We start from the raw sequence: 16464 nt of genomic DNA on the forward strand, positions 1-16464 counted from the left end.
GTAAATCGCCATGGCCTCGAAGTGGCGCCCCCCCCACCGCGGGGGGCACCCCGCGCTCACGGCCTACACGCGCGGCCGCGGGGGGGGGGGGGGGCGGGGCACCACCCGCCCCGCCGCAAGCTCAGTCCAGCACGCAGAGCACGTCGATCTCGACGAGGAGCTCGCCCGGGAGGCCGACGTACACCGTCGTGCGGGCGGGCTGCGGCGCGTCGCCGATCAGCTCGTCGTACACCTCGTTGAACGGCGCGAAGTGCGCGGTGTCGGTCAGGTACACCCGGACCATGATCGCGTCGGCCAGGCTCGAGCCCGCCGCCGTCAGCACGGCTTCGATGTTCTTGAACGTCTGCCGGGTCTGGCCCGCGACGTCGGCACCGACGATCTCGTTCGTGGCCGGGTCGAAGGCGACCTGGCCGGCGACCTGCAGCAGGTTCCCCTTGCGGACGGCCTGCGAGAACTTCGCCGGCGGCTTCGGCGCGTTCTCGGTGGAAACTGCCGTCTTGCTCATCAGTGCCCCTTTCCGTTCTCCGTCCATCCACTGTGGACGGAAGCTTCCTTCGTGGCGGCCCGCAGCTGGGGCACCAGCGCCAGCAGGCCTTCGTAGTCGAGCAGCACCTTCGGCACCGACATCGACGCGGCGGCCAGGACTTCGCCGCCCGTCCCCCGCACCGGCGCCGCGATGCAGTGGATGAAGTCCTCGTGTTCGGCGTTGTCGACGGCGTACCCCAGCTGCGCCACGCGGTCGAGTTCGGCGAGGTAGGCCTCGGGGGTGGTGATCGTGTTCGGCGTCCGCACCGGGTACTCGATCGACCGCGCGATCTCCTCGCGCCGCGCCACCGGCATCGCCGCGACCAGCACCTTCCCCACCGCGGTGCAGTGCAGCGGCGCGCGCTTGCCGATGCGCGAGTACATCCGCACCGAGTGCCGGCCTTCGAACTTGTCGATGTAGACGACTTCGCCGTCCTCGTAGCTGGCCAGGTGCACGGTGTGCCCGGTGCGCGCGTTGAGGGCGGCGAGCGCGGGCTGGGCGCTGCGCCGGACGTCGAAGGAATCCAGAGCCTGGTTGGCGAGGTCGAACATGGCGCTGCCCAACCGGTAGTGCCGGGCGCCTTCGCGGCGGACGAAGTGGTGCTGTTCGAGGGTGCGCAGCAGCCGCAGCACGGTCGACTTGTGCACGCCGATCTCGTCGGCCAGGTCGTCGAGGGTGCGGGCGTCCTGCGCGATCGAACCCAGCAACGTCAGGGCGCGGTCCAGGCTTTGACTCACGTGAGCACCACGCCCTCTCCGGTCAGCCGCGCCGAACGCCACTCGTCCGGGTCCGCCCGCAGCAGGGTATCCACGACCGGGCGCGGCAGCGGCACCCCGACGTCGTCGTGGGTCAGCAGGGTGACGGCGGCCTGCAGGTGGCCCTGTCGCAGCCGTTCCAGGGGCGGGGCGCCGCGCAGGGTCGCGGCCAGGAACCCGGCGGCGAACGCGTCGCCGGCGCCGACCGGCTCGACGACGTCGACCTTCAGCGCCGGTGCGAACAGCGGCTCGCCTTCGACCAGGGTCGCCCCGCGCTCGCCGTGCTTGACCACGAGCGTGCGCGGCCCCGGCAGCAGTGCGCGCAGCTCGACCGGGTCGCCGGTCCCCCACACCTGCCGGGCCTCGTCGTCGCCGGTCAGGACGATGTCCGCCCGAGCGGCCAGCTCGGCGAGCAGGCCGGGGTCACGGCCCGCCCACAGCGCGGGCCGCAGGTTGACGTCGAACGAGATCAGCCGGTCGCCGCGGGGCATCTCCAGCAGGGCGCGCACCAGCGCGAGGCAGCTGTCCGACAGCGCGGGCGTGATCCCCGACAGGTGCAGCACGCGGACGCCGTCGAGGTCGAGCCGATCCAGCAGCGCGGGGCCCATCCCGGACGCGGCCGAGCCCGTCCGGTAGTAGCGCACGGGACTGCCGCCGGCGCCGCTCTCCTTGACGTAGAGCCCGGTCGGGCGCAGCGGGTCGACGGAACACACGCTGACGTCGACGCCGTGGGAAGCGACCTCCCGCAGCATCGCCCGGCCGAACGGGTCGTCCCCGACCGCGCTCACCCAGCCGCTGCGGACACCCAGCGTCGGCAGGTTGCAGGCCACGTTCGATTCGGCGCCGCCGATGGTGCGCACCCAGTGCTTCACCTCGTCCGGCGGGCCGGGTTCGGCGGGCACGAACAGCGCCATCGACTCGCCCACGCACAGCACCTCGGGCCCGCTCGTCACTTTCCGTCTCCCTGCCCTTCACCCCGTTGACCTGTGGCGACCCGGATGCTACACCTATGGCACTCAAAATGCGCAACAGTCGTTGCAACATACGCAACAGAGGTCGCCGCCGATGAAACCCTGCCTGCTGGACCCCGCCGCGCTCGACACGCTCCGCCAGGAGCGGATCGACTGGCGCTTCCGCTCGGCCGCTCCGGCCCTGACCGGGCTCACGCTCGCCGAAGCCGCGGACCGCCGGCTGAACCTGTTCGCCGACGGGTTCTTCGCCCCCTTCGTCGTCCTCGACGAAGAAGCGCTCGAACACAACCTGCGGACGATGGCCGCCTGGTGCGCCGCCCGCGGCGTGGTGCTCGCCCCGCACGGCAAGACGACCATGGCACCGCAACTGTTCGCGCGCCAGATCGAGCACGGGGCGTGGGGCGTGACCTGCGCGAACGCCGGTCACCTCCGGATCTACCGCGCCTTCGGGGTGTCCCGGATCCTGCTGGCCAACCAGCTCCTCGACCCGGCCGGTCTCCGCTGGCTGGCCGCCGAACTGGGGGCTGACCCGGACTTCGAGTTCCTCTGCTGGGTCGACTCCGTCCGCGGCGTCGAGCTGATGACCGCGGCTTTGGAAGGCGCCGGGCGCCCGGTGGACGTCCTGGTCGAGCTGGGCGCCGACGGCGGCCGCACCGGCGTCCGCGACACCGCGACCGCGCTGGCGGTCGCCGAGGCGATCCAGGCGAGCCCGGTGCTGCGGCTGCGGGGCACCGGCGGGTACGAAGGCGCGCTGTCCCACGGCACCGACGAAGCCGCCCTCGCCAAGATCAGCTCCTATGTGGACGGTCTGCGCGACCTGGCGATCTCGTTCGCGGACAAGGGACTCCTCGACGGGCAGATCGTCGTCACCGCCGGCGGCAGCGCCTACTTCGACCAGGTGGCGAACGAGCTGACGAAACCGTGGCCGGACGGCCTCGACGTGCTGCCGGTGTTGCGCAGCGGCGCGTACCTCACCCACGACGACGGGTTCTACCGCGAGATCTCCCCGCTCGGCGACCACCCGCGCATCGACGGCGTCGACGCGTTCCGGCCGGCGCTGCGGGCGTGGGCGCAGGTGACGTCGAAGCCGTCGGACGAGCTGGCCCTGCTCACCCTCGGCAAGCGCGACGCGTCCTTCGACGAGGGCCTGCCCGAGCCGCAGCTGCGCCGCACCCCGGACGGCCCCGCCGAACCCCTCGAAGGCCACGCGGTAACGAAGCTGAACGACCAGCACGCCTTCCTCGCGCTGCCGCCGGGGTCGCCGGTCGAGGTCGGCGACTGGATCGGGCTCGGGCTCTCCCACCCGTGCACGGTGTTCGACAAGTGGCCGCTGCTGCCGGTGACCGCGGCCGACGGCGAGACCGTCGTCGACTACGTCCGGACGTGGTTCTGATGGACGTCGTCTTCCGCGGCGCGCTGGTCGCCGACGGGACCGGCGACGCGATCACGCGGCACGACGTCGGGATCACCGGGGCCAGGATCGCCAGTGTCGCCGAAGCGGGGTCGCTGGCCGGGCGCCGGAACATCGACGCCGACGGCCTGGTGCTCGCGCCCGGGTTCATCGACATGCACTCGCACTCGGACCTGCAGCTGCTGGCGAACCCGGACCACCCGGCCAAGATCACCCAGGGCGTGACGACCGAAGTCCTCGGCCAGGACGGGCTGTCCTACGCGCCCGTCGACGACGTCGTGCTCGAAGCCCTGCGGCAGCAGCTCGCGGGCTGGAACGACGACCCGCCGGGGTTCGACTGGAACTGGCGTTCGGTCGGCGAGTACCTCGACCGCCTCGACCGGGGCATCGCCGTCAACGCCGCCTACCTGGTGCCGCAGGGCACGGTCCGGATGCTCGCCGTCGGCTGGGACGACCGGCCCGCCACGGACGCCGAGCTGGCCCGGATGAAGGAACTGGTCGCGACCGGCCTGGCCGAGGGTGCGATGGGGATGTCGTCCGGTCTCACCTACACGCCGGGGATGTACGCGGAGACCGGCGAGCTGGTCGAGCTGTGCCGGGTCGTCGGCGAGCTGGGCGGGTTCTACAGCCCGCACCACCGCAGCTACGGCAAGGGCGCGCTGGAGGCGTTCGCCGAGATGATCGACGTGAGCAGGCGGTCCGGCTGCCCGCTGCACCTGGCCCACGCGACGATGAACTTCTCGGTCAACAAGGGCAAGGCCCCCGACCTGCTGAAGCTGCTGGACGACGCGCTCGACGACGGCTGCGACATCTCCCTGGACACCTACCCGTACCTGCCGGGCGCGACCTACCTCTCGGCCCTGCTGCCGAGCTGGGCCACCGAAGGCGGGCTCGACGCCACCCTCGCCCGACTGTCCGATGTGGACGAACGCGAGCGGATCCGCGCCGCGATCGAGGAGTCCGGTTCGGACGGTGCGCACGGCGTCCCGATCGATTGGGACGCCATCGAAATCAACGGTGTCCGCCACGAGCACAACGCCCACCTCGTCGGGCACAGCGTCGCCGCGTCGGCCCGCGCACAAGGAACCGAACCGGCGAAGCTCTACTTCGACACCCTGCTCGACGAACGGCTCGGGACGTCGTGCCTGATGCACGTCGGGCACGAGGAGAACGTCCAGGCCATCATGCGGCACGCCACGCACACCGGGGGCAGCGACGGGCTGCTCGTCGGCGCCCGGCCGCACCCGCGCGCGTGGGGTACGTTCCCGCGCTATCTCGCCCGGTACGTCCGCGAACTGGGCGTGCTGGACCTCGCCGAGTGCGTCGCCCACCTGACCGGGCGGGCCGCGCGGCGGCTGCGGCTGACCGACCGCGGGCTGGTCCGCGCCGGGTACGCCGCGGACCTGGTGCTGTTCGACCCCGAAACGATCACCGACACCGCCACCTTCGAAGATCCGCGGCAACCCGCCACGGGCCTCACCCACGTGTTCGTCAACGGCGTCGCCGCCCTCGACGACGGTCGTCCCACCGGCGCCCTCGCCGGTGGTTCCCTGCGCAATCCCGGGAGAACCCGATGATCCACTGGCTGCAACACACCACCGGCGGGCTGCTCACGCTCGCCGCCGTCTCGATCGCCGTCCTGCTGGTGCTGATCATCAAGCTGAAGCTGGAACCCTTCATCGCGCTGATCGTCGTCGGCCTGCTGACGGCGCTGGCCGCGGGCCTGCCGGTCGGCACCATCGTCGGGTCGGCCCAGAAGGCGTCGGACTCCCTGCTGGAAAAGGGGTTCGGCAGCATCCTCGGGCACATCACGGCGATCATCGGGCTCGGCACGATCCTCGGGTCGATCCTGGAACGCTCGGGCGGCGCGAAGGTGCTCACCGGGGCACTGCTGCGATCGTTCGGCGAGAAGCGGGCGCCGCTGGCCATGGGGGTCGCCGGGTTCATCTTCGGCATCCCGGTGTTCTTCGACATCGGCATCTTCGTGCTGGCGCCGCTGGTCTACGTCGCCGCGAAGCAGGGCGGCAAGTCGCTGGTGCTGTACGCGATGCCGCTGCTGGCCGGCCTGTCGATCACGCACGCCTTCCTGCCGCCGCACCCGGGCCCGGTGGCCGCGGCCGGGCTGCTGCACGTCGAGCTCGGCTGGATCATCCTGATGGGCCTGGCCTGCGGCATCCCGGCGTTCCTCATCGGCGGCGTGCTCTACTCGACCTGGATCGGCAAGCGCATCGTGGTCGACGTGCCCGAGGACATGGTGTTCGCCGAGGAGGAAGGCGAGCGTGAGGAGAACCCGCCGTCGCTGGGGCTGGTCGCCTCGATCATCGCGGTGCCGCTGGTGCTCATCCTGGCCGGCACGTTCGGCAGCATCTGGCTGCCGAAGGGCTCCGCGCTCGCCGGCGTCGCCGCGTTCATCGGCACCCCGGCCGTCGCGCTGACCGTCGCCGTCCTCCTCGCGTCCTGGCTGCTCGGCCTGCGGCGCGGGTTCACCGGCAAGGACCTCAACGAGCTGGCCGCGAAGTCGCTGCGGCCGGTCGCGATGATCCTGCTGGTCGTCGGCGCGGGCGCGTTCTTCGGCGCGGTGCTCTCGGCGACCGGGATCGGCAAGGCGGTGGCCGACTCGCTGCACGACGCCGGGCTGCCGGTGCTGCTCGCGGCGTACGTGATCAGCTGCGGCATGCGGATCGCGCAGGGTTCGGCGACCGTCGCCATCGTGACCACGAGCGGGATCATCGCCCCGACCGTGGCCCAGCTCGGGTATTCGCAGATCCAGCTGGCGCTGCTCGTGATGGCGATTTCGGCCGGCTCGATCATCGCCTCGCACGTCAACGACGGCGGGTTCTGGATCGTTTCGCGGTACTTCAACCTCACCGTGCCGCAGACGCTCAAGTCCTGGACCGCGCTGGAAACCGTGCTTTCCCTTTCCGGATTCGGGGCTTCGGCATTGCTCATGGCCGTGGTCTAGACCATACTGGAGCCTGTCACCGCCGAAACCCGTTGGGAGACAATGACGATGACCGGACTTTCCCGTCGCACGTTCCTCGGCGCCGCGGCCGGCGCGGGCGCCGCCACCGTCCTCGGCACGCAGGTGGCGGGTGCGGCCACCACGGAGAAGGGCTGCTTCGCCGACGCAGGCGTGTACATCGGCAGCTACACGACCGGGGCGACCGGGCACGGCCTCGACGTCGCCGGCCGTTCGGGCGCGGCGCTGTCGGTGGTCCGGACGATCCCGGGGATCACCGACACGTCGTGGTTCGACCGCAGCGCCGACGGCAAGACGCTGTACGTCACCAACGAAGGCGACCCGGCCGGGTACGTCTCGGCGTTGAGCCTCGCCGACCCGGGGAAACCGAAGCTGCTCAATAGGGTCTCGTCGAAGGGCGGCGCGCCGACGCACCTGAGCGTGCACTCGAGCCAGAAGTACGTGCTGGCCGCGAACTACAGCTCGGGCAGCGTCGTCGTGCTGCCGATCCTGGCCGGTGGCAAGCTCGGCGCGGCGACCGACCTGGTCACCCACCACGGCGCCGAGCGGGACGCGCACGCCCACCAGGTCGTCAACGACCCGACCGGCCGCTGGGTCCTGGCGGTCGACCTGGGCGCCGACTCGGTGTACGTCTACGGCTTCGCCGCCGGGAAGCTTTCGCTGCACCAGCAGCTGAAGCTGCCGTCCGGCGCCGGGCCGCGGCACCTCGCGTTCGACCGCACCGGGAAGTTCGCCTACATCCTGCAGGAATTGCGGCCGGAAGTGACGGTCGCGAGCTGGGACGCGGCGGCCGGGAAGCTGAAAGCGCTCTCCGTCGTCCCGGCCGTGCCCGCCGGCAGCACCGGCGAGCTGTACCCGGGCGAAATCATCCTGTCGAGGGACGGGAAGTTCGCCTACGCCACCGTCCGCGGGCCCAACACGCTGGCCACGTTCGCCGTTTCCGGGGCCACTCTGGAGCTGGTGTCCACCGTGCCGACCGGCGGCAACTGGCCGCGGCACGTGACCCTCGACCCGGGTGAGAACTGGTTCTACGTCTCGAACCAGCGCTCCGGCACCGTCACCTGGCTGCCGCGCGACGCGGCCACCGGCCTGCCGGGAGCGCCCGCCGGTCAGCTCGCCATCGGAAGCGTCAACTCCGTCTACTTCGCCTGAGTTCAGGTCCCTCTGGAGGCACCCCATGAGACTGCTGCCGTTCGTCGCTGCGCTGGCCCTGCTGGCCGGCTGCGCGCCCACCCAGTCCGCACCCGCGGGCGGCGGCGCGGACGACAAGACCGGCACCGTCCGCGTGTGGCTGTTCGACGAAGCCGGCCGCGCCCCGAAAGAAGCCGCGGTCAAGGACGCGATCGCCGAGTTCAAGGCGGCCCACGCCGGCGTCGAGGTCGACGTCCAGTGGGTGCCGGTCGAAGGGCGCGCCGACAAGTTCTCCGGTGCCTTCAACGACCCGGCCAACGCCCCGGACGTCGCCGAGTTCGGCAACACGGACGTCTCGAACTACGCGGCCACCGGGGCGCTGGCCGACCTGACCGGCGACCTCGCGGCGTGGCCCGAGAGCAAGGACTTCATCCCGACCGTGCTGGACACCGCGAAGTCCGGCGGCCAGACCTACGGCCTGCCCTGGTACACCGGCATCCGCGCGTTGTACTACCGCACCGACGTCTTCACCGAACTCGGCCTCAAGCCGCCGGCCACGCTGGCCGAGCTGACCGACACCGCCCGCCGGATCCGCACCGCCAAGCCGGACCTCTACGGCATCGCCGTCGGCGGCAAGTACACCTACGCGATGCTGCCCTTCCTCTGGGCCAACGGCGGGGAGCTGGCGCAGGAGCAGGGCGGCAAGTGGACGTCGACGGTCACCGGTGAGCAGGCCAAGGCGGGCGTGACGCAGTACGCGAACCTGCTCAAGGACGACATCTGCCCGCCCGCTCAGTGCGCCAACCTGACCGGCACGCAGAGCGTCACGGCGTTCGCCGGCGGCAAGGCCGGGATGACCATCGGCGGCGACTTCAACCGCAAGGCCGTCGAGCAGGGTGCGGTGAAGGGCAAGTACGCCGTCGTGCCGCTGCCGGGCCTGACTGTGGGGAGCACTGCGCCCGCCTTCGCCGGCGGCAACCTGCTGGGCGTGTTCAAGGCGAGCAAGCACCGCAGCCTGGCGCTGGAGTTCGTCGAGCTGCTCGGCGGCGCGAAGTACCAGGAGAAGATGTACGCCGCGATGGGCAACCTGCCGACGCTGAGCACCGTGCAGCAGAAGCTCGCCGCGAACGACCCGTTCCTCAAGCCGTTCGTCGACACCCTGAAGGCGGGCACGAAGTTCGTCCCGGCGACGCCGGCCTGGTCGAAGATCGACAGCCAGAACGTGCTGCCGACGGCCGTGCAGCAGATCGCCACCGGCGGGAAGGACCCGTCGGCGGCGCTGGCGGACGCGGCCGCGGCGATGAACAAGGCCTTCGGCTAGTGGTGACGGTCCAGGAAGCCCCTTCCGTCACGGCCCCCGCGCGGCGGCCGAGGCGGAAGGGGGACGGCCGGGCCGCCGCGCTCTACCTCGCCCCGGCGGGCGTCCTGCTCGCCGCGCTGCTGGCCTACCCGATCTACCAGCTGGTCCTGATCTCCTTCTACGACTACGGCCAGCCACAGGCCGCGGGCAACGCCCCGCTGGTCTTCCTCGGCTTCGCGAACTACGCCGAGCTGCTGTCCCAGGCGCAGTTCTGGACCGTGCTCGGCAAGACGGTCGGGTTCGCCGCGGCCTGCGTCGCCGGTTCGCTGATCGTCGGCACCGGGCTCGCGGTGCTGGCTTCGCGGGTGCGTTCGCTGCCCCGCACGCTGCTGTTCCTGGCCGCGCTGGGCGCGTGGTCGACGCCGGCGATCGCGGGCTCCTACGTCTGGCTGTTCCTCTTCGACACCGACTTCGGCCTGGTCAACGAGGTGCTGTCGGGTCTCGGGCTGCCGTTCGAGCACCACTCGTGGACCTTCGGCACGCTCGACGCCTTCGGCTTGGTCGCGGCCGAGGTGATCTGGTGCTCGTTCCCGTTCGTGCTCGTCACGATGTACGCCGGGATCAAGGGGGTGCCGGACGAGGTGCTCGAAGCCGCGTCGCTCGACGGCGCCTCGGCGTGGCGCACGACGTGGACGATCGTGCTGCCGATGGTGCGGCCGCTGCTGATGATCGCGACCGTCCAGTCGATCATCTGGGACTTCAAGGTGTTCACCCAGATCTACGTGATGACCAACGGCGGCGGCGTGGCCGGACGCAACCTGGTCCTCAACGTCTACGCCTACCAGCAGGCCTTCGCCGGGCAGGAGTACGGCCTCGGCTCGGCGATCGGAGTCGTGATGACGCTGTTGCTGCTGTCGGTCACCGGGCTGTACGTCCGGACGCAGCGCCGGAGCGAAGCATGGCTGTGAAGCGTCCGGGGCGGCTGATCGCCGAAGTCGTCACCGTCGTGATCGCCGGGATCGTCGCGTTCCCGCTCTACTGGATGCTGCTGTCGGCGGTGAAGCCGCCGGGTGAGATCCAGTCGGCGAACCCGAAGCCGTGGACGTTCAGCCCGTCGTTCGACAGCTTCTCGCGCGTCCTCACGGTGTCGGGCTTCGGGCGGTACTTCGTCAACAGCCTGCTCGTGGCGCTGGTCGTCGTCGCGCTGTCGCTGCTGCTGTCGTTCCTTTCGGCGGTGGCTCTGACGCGGTTTTCCTTCAAGGGCCGGACCGTGCTGCTGGTGATGACGCTGGTCGCCCAGATGGTGCCGGTGGAGGCGCTGACCATCCCGTTGTTCTTCCTGATGCGCCAGATCGGCGGGGTCGTGCCGGCCTTCGGGCTGAACGAACTGGGTTCGCTGGTGCTGGTGCACCTGGCGTTCAGCCTGCCGTTCGCGATCTGGATGCTGCGCGGGTTCGTCGCCGCGGTGCCGGTGGAGCTGGAGGACGCAGCGGCTCTCGACGGCGCGTCCCGGATGCGGTTCACCTGGCAGATCCTGTTCCCGCTGGTGGCGCCCGGGCTGGTCGCGGTCAGCGTGCTCGCGTTCATCCACGCCTGGAACGACTTCCTCTTCGCCAAGACGTTCATCGTCTCCAAGACCGAGAACCAGACGCTGCCGCAGGCGATCCTGGTGTTCTTCAAGCCGGAGGACACCGATTGGGGCGCGGTGATGGCGTCGTCGACGCTGATGACGATCCCGGTGCTGGTGTTCTTCGTCCTCGTCCAACGACGGCTGGTGTCCGGCATGGCCGGCGCCGTGAAGGGCTGACATGGCTTTCGACACCCTGCTCCCCCGCCCGGTTTCGGTGACGCCCGCGCCGGGTTCGTGCCCCTGTCCGTCCACTGTGGACGTCCGGACCGGCGCCCTGCCGGCGGAGGGCTATCGGCTCACCGTTTCCCCGGCCGGCGTGGTCCTGGAGGCGGCCGATTTCGCCGGGGAGTGTCACGGCCGGGAGACGCTGCGGCAGCTCGCGGGGCCGTCCGCGTTCCGGGTGGCCGGGTTCGCACCTTCGTCCCTGCCGTGCGGCGTGGTCGAGGACCACCCGCGGTTCGGCTGGCGCGGGTGTCTGCTCGACGTGGCCCGGCACTTCCGGACCAAGGCCGAGGTGCTCCGGTTCGTCGACCTGCTGGCCGCGCACAAGCTGAACGTGCTGAACCTGCACCTCACCGACGACCAGGGCTGGCGCTTCGAGGTCCCCGCGTTCCCCCGGCTGACGTCGGTGGGCGGCTGGCGGCCGTCGTCGATGGCCGGCAGCGGAGGTGTGCAGGACGGGCGTCCGCACGGCGGGTTCTACACCGGCGACGACCTGCGCGAGATCGTCGCCTACGCCGCTTCGCGGGCCATCACGGTGGTGCCGGAGATCGACATCCCGGGCCACGCGCGGGCGGCCTTGGCGGCCTACCCCGCGCTGGGGACAGCGTCGTCCTACGAAGTCTGGACCGCCTGGGGCATCAGCACTTCGCTGCTGTCACCGTCTCCGTCTGCTTTGGACTTCTTCCGCCAGGTGTTCGACCACCTGCTGGACATCTTCCCGTCGAAGGTGATCGCCTTGGGCGGCGACGAGACGCCGGGCGCGACCGACGAGCACCGCGCGTTCGTGCGACAGCTGGCGGAGTACCTGGTGGCCCGCGGCCGCACCCCGATGGGCTGGGACGAAGTCCTCGACATCGACGGCCTCCCGCCGATGGTGATCGGTGCGTGGCGCAACGAAGACGCGGGCCTGCGGGCGGCTTCGGCGGGGCACGACGTGGTGCTGTGCCCGGAGCAGCACGTGTACCTGGACCACCGGCAGTCCGACCATCCCGACGAGCCGATCCCGGTCGGGGAGGTGCACACGCTGGAGGACGTCTACGCGTACGAGCCGGCGCTGAGCGGCCCGCGGTTGCGGGGGGTGCAGGCGCAGGTGTGGAGCGAACACCTGGACAGCGTCCGGCGGGTGGACTACATGGCGTTCCCGCGGTTGTCGGCGTTCGCGGAGGTGGCGTGGAGCACGGGGCCGCGGGAGTACGCGGAGTTCCTGCCGCGGCTGCGGGACCACCACCTGCCCCGCCTGGACGCGCTCGGCGTGGAGTACCGGCCGCTGGACGGGCCGCACCCCTGGCAGACGCGGCCGGGGGTGCCGGGCCGGCCGCGCTGATCACGGCAGCAGCGTCACCGTGACCGATTTCGTCGGGCCCACGTTCCCCGCCGCGTCGATCGACCGGTACTCGATCCGGTGCCGGCCGTATCCCGGCTTCCGGTCGGCGAACGGCGAGATCGTGAGCCCGCCGTCACCCAGGTTGCCGTACGCCAAGCCGTCGATCTCCGTGCCGCGCGGGGTGAACAGGTACGGCGCGTTCGGGTCCGTCGGCCAGCCGTAGTACTTGTGCCAGCCGTCGCCGTCGACGCGGAACTCCGGCATTCCGTCCGGTGACTTCAAGCGCATCGTGAACGAACCGTGGTACACGGTGCCCGCCGGCAGCTCCGCCGTCGTCTCCGGGCCCGTCGCGTCGACCGTCCACGTCAGCGTCGTGCCGCCGGTCGTCGCGGTGAGCGTGTGCGCGCCACGGGAAGCGTCGAGGGCGAAGTCGGAGCCGGTTCCGGCGAACCGGCCGTCGAGCGCCCAGGCGACCTGCGGGATCGAGCCGGTCGGCTCGCCGGTTTCGACGTAGACCACGTCGTGGCCGCCGACCGGGCGAGAAACCGTCGTCGACGCCACCACCGCCGGGCCGCCGGCCGGCGGCGTGGCCACCGCCGTGTCGACCGTCCAGGTGCGGGTCGCCGACGGGCGGGCGGCCGGGTCGCGGACGAACGGCGTCGGGTCGGTCACCGTCGCCGTCAGCGTGTGCTTGCCCGGCTTGACGGGCAGTTGCCGCAGGTCGAGCGCGTCGGAACCGCGCACCGGGACACCGTCGAGGGCCCAGCGGACGTCCAGGCGATGGCTCACCGGGTGCATCGAGCGTAGCCACACGACGCGGTCGGCGCCGATCGTCCCGGCCGGGGTGCCGCCGCTGACGAGCGGCACCTTCGCCGCGATCCGTTGCGTCATCCGTTCGCGGCCGACCTGGTCGAACGCGTAGCCGAGCGTCTTCATCATCGAGTGCCTGCTCGGCCGCCACACCCCGGTCTGGGTGTAGAGCCCGCCTTCGAAACGGCCGATCGTGCCACCGGACTCGCTGGGTTCGCCGAGCCAGCGCCACCACTTCGCGTGCTGGGCGCGCATCTGCTGTTCGGTCAGCAGCGTGTGGTGGATCGAGTCCGGCTCGCCGCCCTCGTACGCACCGCCCGGGACGTTGCGGGCGTAGTAGTCGTACTCGTCGTCCAGACCACCGAGCGAATGGCCCAGTTCGTGCGGGGAGATCAGCGCCGACAACGCGTTCCCGCCGGACGCCGTGGCGTAGGTGCCGCCCGCGCCGCCGTAGGTGCTGCTGTTGCCGATCGCCAGGATCTGCCGGTTCGCCGCGGAAGTACCGGGCACCAGGTCGGCGTACCGCTGGGCGGCCGCGTCGTCGACGGTCAGCAGCCGCTGGACGCTCTGCGGGTTGCAGCCGCCCCAGAAACCCATGTCCAGCGGGGTGTCGCGCCGCGGCGCGGCCAGGCCGGGGTCACAGTCCACACCGGACTCGGGCGAGGCGATCGAAACGGCGTAGACGTTGAAGTAGCTGCGGTAGGACTTGAACGGCTCGAGCGACCACAGGGTGCTGACGTGCCGCTCGACGTCGGCGAAGAACTTCGGCTGTTCGGCGGCGGTGTAGCCGTCCCCGAGGACGACGAGGTTGAACCGCTGCGCGACCGGTCCGGTCACCTGGACCTCGGTGACGGTGGCGGCCGGCTCGGCGGCCTGGGCCGGGACGGCGATCCCGGCGGTCAAGACGAGCGCGGCGACGAACCCGGCCCACTTCCGCATGGCGGCACTCCCCTGGTCGGCGATCTTCCTGGTGTACCGCACGGAATGCGGCGCCGGAACCGCCAGAAGTCGCCAGCTGAGAAGTATAGAACGTTATACGCGACTCAGCCGGTACCAGACTTCCGGGCGGCCGACCTGGCCGTAGTGCGGCTCGCGGTGGGCCATGCCGTTGTCCGCCAAGTACTCGAGGTACCTTCGCGCCGTCACGCGGGAGGCGCCGATCGCGCTGGCCGCCGCGCCGGCCGAAAGTCCCTCCGCCGCGCCGGAAAGCGCGTCGGTGATCGCCTCCAGCGTCTGGACGCTCATGCCCTTCGGGAGCGGGGGTTGCTCGGTCGTGCGCAACGCCCCGAGGGCCCGGTCGATCTCCGCCTGGCCGGTGACCTCGCCGGACGCGTCGCGGAATTCCGCGTAGCGCTCGAGCTTTTCGCGCAGGGTCGCGAACGTGAAGGGCTTGAGCAGGTACTGCACCACACCGACCGACACCGCCGCCTTGACCAGGGCGAGGTCGCGCGCCGACGTCACCGCGATGACGTCGATCGGGAGCCCCGCCGCGCGCAGGGACCGGCACACCGCCAGTCCGTGCGTGTCCGGCAGGTAGAAGTCCAGCAGCACCAGGTCGACCGGCTCGCGTTCGCAGAACCGCAGCGCGTCGCCGCCGGAGTGGACCACGCCGGCCACCGCGAACCCGGGGAGCCGCTCGACGTAGACGCGGTGCGCCTCCGCGGCCACCGGCTCGTCCTCCACCACCAGCACGCGGATCACCGGCCCGCCTCCTGCCGCGGCAGCCGCACGGTGAACACGGCGCCGCCCTCCCGGCCGACCTCGACCGTGCCGCCGTAGCGGCGCACCGCCTGCCCGACCAGGGCGAGCCCGAGCCCGTGGCCGTCCTCCGCCTTCGTCGACCAGCCGCGGCGGAACACGTCGGCGTCCTCGGGCACGCCGGGCCCGGTGTCGGCGACACGCAGCAGCAGCCCGTCTTCGCCGGTGCGCGCGGTGACGACGACCGACGGCTTGCCGCCGCCGCGCACGGCCGCGTCGAGGCCGTTGTCGATCAGGTTGCCGAGGATCGTCACCAGGTCGCGGGCCTCGATCCCGAGCGAGACGTCGTCGATCACGGTGTCCGGGGTGACGGTCAGCTCGACCCCGCGCTCGCTCGCTTCGGCCGCCTTGCCCAGCAGCAGGGCGGCGAGCACCGGCTCGGCGACGGCGCCGACGACCCGGTCGGTCAGTTCCTGCGCGAGCACGAGTTCGGCGGTGGCGAACTCGACGGCCTGCTCGGGTTTGCCGATCTCGACGAGGGAAACGACCGTGTGGAGCCGGTTCGCCGCCTCGTGCGCCTGCGACCGCAGCGCCTCGGCGAGGCCACGGGCGGTGGTCAGCTCACCGGTCAGCGACTGCAGTTCGGTGTGGTCGCGCAGGACGACGACGGTGCCCTGCGAGCGCCCGCCCGAGCGGACGGCGGTCGTGCTGACCAGCAGCACGCGCGAGTCGGTCAGGTGCAGTTCCTCGGCCCGGTTCTCCGCCGACGTGAACGCTTCGGCCAGCCCGTCCGGCAGGCCCAGCGTCGCCAGGTCGCGGCCCACCGGGTCGGTGCCGAGGCCGAGCAGCGTGCGCGCGCCGTCGTTGCAGAGGCCGATCCGCCCGTCCCGGCCGACGAGCAGCACACCTTCGCGGACCGAATGCAGGACGGCTTCGTGGTACTCGAAGAGGTTGCTCAGCTCGTCCGGCGCGACGCCCCGGGTCTGGCGCCGCAGCCGGGCGCTGATCAGCCAGCCGCCGAGCGCGCCCACCAGCAGGACCGCGGCCGCGACCCCGAACAGCGGCCACAGGCGTTCGCGCAGCTCGGCCGAGATCGCCTTGACGGTGATCCCGACCGCGACCAGCGCGATCACCCGGTGGCCGGCGTCGAACACCGGCACGACCGTGCGCACCGACGGGCCGAGCGAGCCGGTGTAGGTCTCGGTGTACTCCGCGCCCCGCTGCGCCTGGGCGATGGTCCCGATGTAGTGCTGCCCGATCAGCGACGGCGTCGGGTGCGTGTACCGGATCCCGGCCGGGCTCATGATCGTGACGAAGTCGACGTGGCTGTGGTCCTGCACGCGCAGCGCGTACGGCTGGAGCGTCGCGCTCGGGTTCGGCGTCCCCACCGCCGCCGCGACGCTGGGCGCGTCGGCGACCGTCAAGGCGACCGTGCGGACCTGGTCGCGCGCGTTCTGGTCCACGGCCTGCTGCGCGTCGAGGTAGGCGAAGGTGATCCCGGCGCCGGCCAGCACGCAGAGCACGACGAGCTGCAGCACGAGCAGCTGGCGCGCCAGGCTCCAATGGGACCGCAACGTCGGGGGCACCTCCTCATACCAGCACACGCGCCCGCCCGGTGTCCGAACCGGACGGTCGATCATCACACGAACTCAATGAACACAAGTGAGCCGGATCACCGAACTCGGCCTACAGTGTGCCGCAACCTG

General features: G+C 71.4%; 14 protein-coding genes. 8 read left to right on the forward strand and 6 right to left on the reverse strand.

The window, feature by feature from the left end; all coding sequences use genetic code 11:
* Positions 1–121 precede the first annotated feature (121 nt).
* The 3 genes from ISP_RS31075 to ISP_RS31085 are packed head-to-tail and all read right to left on the reverse strand — an operon-like array spanning position 122 to position 2195.
* Positions 122–505 (reverse strand): RidA family protein, encoded by a 384-nt coding sequence (locus ISP_RS31075; RefSeq protein ID WP_013227852.1) that lies wholly within the window; start codon positions 503–505, stop codon positions 122–124.
* Positions 505–1263 carry an IclR family transcriptional regulator gene (locus tag ISP_RS31080; RefSeq protein ID WP_013227853.1) on the reverse strand — a complete coding sequence of 253 codons (759 nt, stop codon included), beginning with the start codon at positions 1261–1263 and terminating at the stop codon, positions 505–507. The genes ISP_RS31075 and ISP_RS31080 overlap by 1 nt, the downstream gene beginning before the upstream one ends.
* The gene (locus ISP_RS31085) at positions 1260–2195 is read right to left on the reverse strand and encodes a sugar kinase (RefSeq protein WP_230468962.1); all 936 of its coding nucleotides are present in this window, start codon (positions 2193–2195) and stop codon (positions 1260–1262) included. Before ISP_RS31085 ends, ISP_RS31080 begins: the two co-directional genes overlap by 4 nt.
* A 151-nt stretch (positions 2196–2346) precedes the next feature.
* Here ISP_RS31085 and ISP_RS31090 point away from each other — a divergent pair, with 151 nt between their 5' ends.
* From ISP_RS31090 to ISP_RS31125, 8 genes are read left to right on the forward strand one after another with little or no spacing between them, the layout of a single operon-like run.
* A complete protein-coding gene (locus tag ISP_RS31090; RefSeq protein ID WP_013227855.1) occupies positions 2347–3645 on the forward strand; it encodes an amino acid deaminase in 1299 nt (432 codons plus the stop codon).
* Positions 3645–5240 carry an N-acyl-D-amino-acid deacylase family protein gene (locus tag ISP_RS31095; RefSeq protein WP_013227856.1) on the forward strand — a complete coding sequence of 532 codons (1596 nt, stop codon included), beginning with the start codon at positions 3645–3647 and terminating at the stop codon, positions 5238–5240. Before ISP_RS31090 ends, ISP_RS31095 begins: the two co-directional genes overlap by 1 nt.
* Entirely contained in the window at positions 5237–6625 is a 1389-nt protein-coding gene (locus ISP_RS31100; RefSeq protein WP_013227857.1) for a GntP family permease, read from the forward strand. Before ISP_RS31095 ends, ISP_RS31100 begins: the two co-directional genes overlap by 4 nt.
* Before the next feature lie 42 nt (positions 6626–6667).
* Complete coding sequence (locus ISP_RS31105; protein WP_013227858.1) at positions 6668–7795, forward strand: lactonase family protein; 1128 nt, start codon at positions 6668–6670, stop codon at positions 7793–7795.
* 25 nt (positions 7796–7820) lie between these two features.
* A complete protein-coding gene (locus ISP_RS31110) occupies positions 7821–9095 on the forward strand; it encodes an extracellular solute-binding protein (RefSeq protein ID WP_013227859.1) in 1275 nt (424 codons plus the stop codon).
* Positions 9095–10042: a carbohydrate ABC transporter permease gene (locus ISP_RS31115; protein ID WP_013227860.1), complete on the forward strand. Its 948-nt coding sequence runs from the start codon at positions 9095–9097 to the stop codon at positions 10040–10042. The genes ISP_RS31110 and ISP_RS31115 overlap by 1 nt, the downstream gene beginning before the upstream one ends.
* Positions 10033–10881 (forward strand): carbohydrate ABC transporter permease, encoded by an 849-nt coding sequence (locus ISP_RS31120; protein WP_013227861.1) that lies wholly within the window; start codon positions 10033–10035, stop codon positions 10879–10881. Before ISP_RS31115 ends, ISP_RS31120 begins: the two co-directional genes overlap by 10 nt.
* Position 10882: 1 nt before the next feature.
* A complete protein-coding gene (locus ISP_RS31125; RefSeq protein ID WP_013227862.1) occupies positions 10883–12250 on the forward strand; it encodes a beta-N-acetylhexosaminidase in 1368 nt (455 codons plus the stop codon).
* On the opposite strand, the gene ISP_RS31130 is transcribed toward ISP_RS31125, so the two are convergent.
* From ISP_RS31130 to ISP_RS31140, 3 genes are all read right to left on the reverse strand, one after another.
* Positions 12251–13999, reverse strand: a complete 1749-nt coding sequence (locus ISP_RS31130; RefSeq protein WP_013227863.1) for a M64 family metallopeptidase — start codon at positions 13997–13999, stop codon at positions 12251–12253. It abuts the gene before it with no gap.
* A gap of 93 nt (positions 14000–14092) precedes the next feature.
* Complete coding sequence (locus tag ISP_RS31135; protein WP_013227864.1) at positions 14093–14761, reverse strand: response regulator; 669 nt, start codon at positions 14759–14761, stop codon at positions 14093–14095.
* A complete protein-coding gene (locus tag ISP_RS31140; RefSeq protein WP_013227865.1) occupies positions 14758–16332 on the reverse strand; it encodes an ATP-binding protein in 1575 nt (524 codons plus the stop codon). The genes ISP_RS31135 and ISP_RS31140 overlap by 4 nt, the downstream gene beginning before the upstream one ends.
* Between the last annotated feature and the right edge of the window lie 132 nt (positions 16333–16464).

Source organism: Amycolatopsis mediterranei (genome assembly GCF_026017845.1).
In the GTDB taxonomy this organism is placed as follows: Bacteria; Actinomycetota; Actinomycetes; order Mycobacteriales; family Pseudonocardiaceae; genus Amycolatopsis; species Amycolatopsis mediterranei.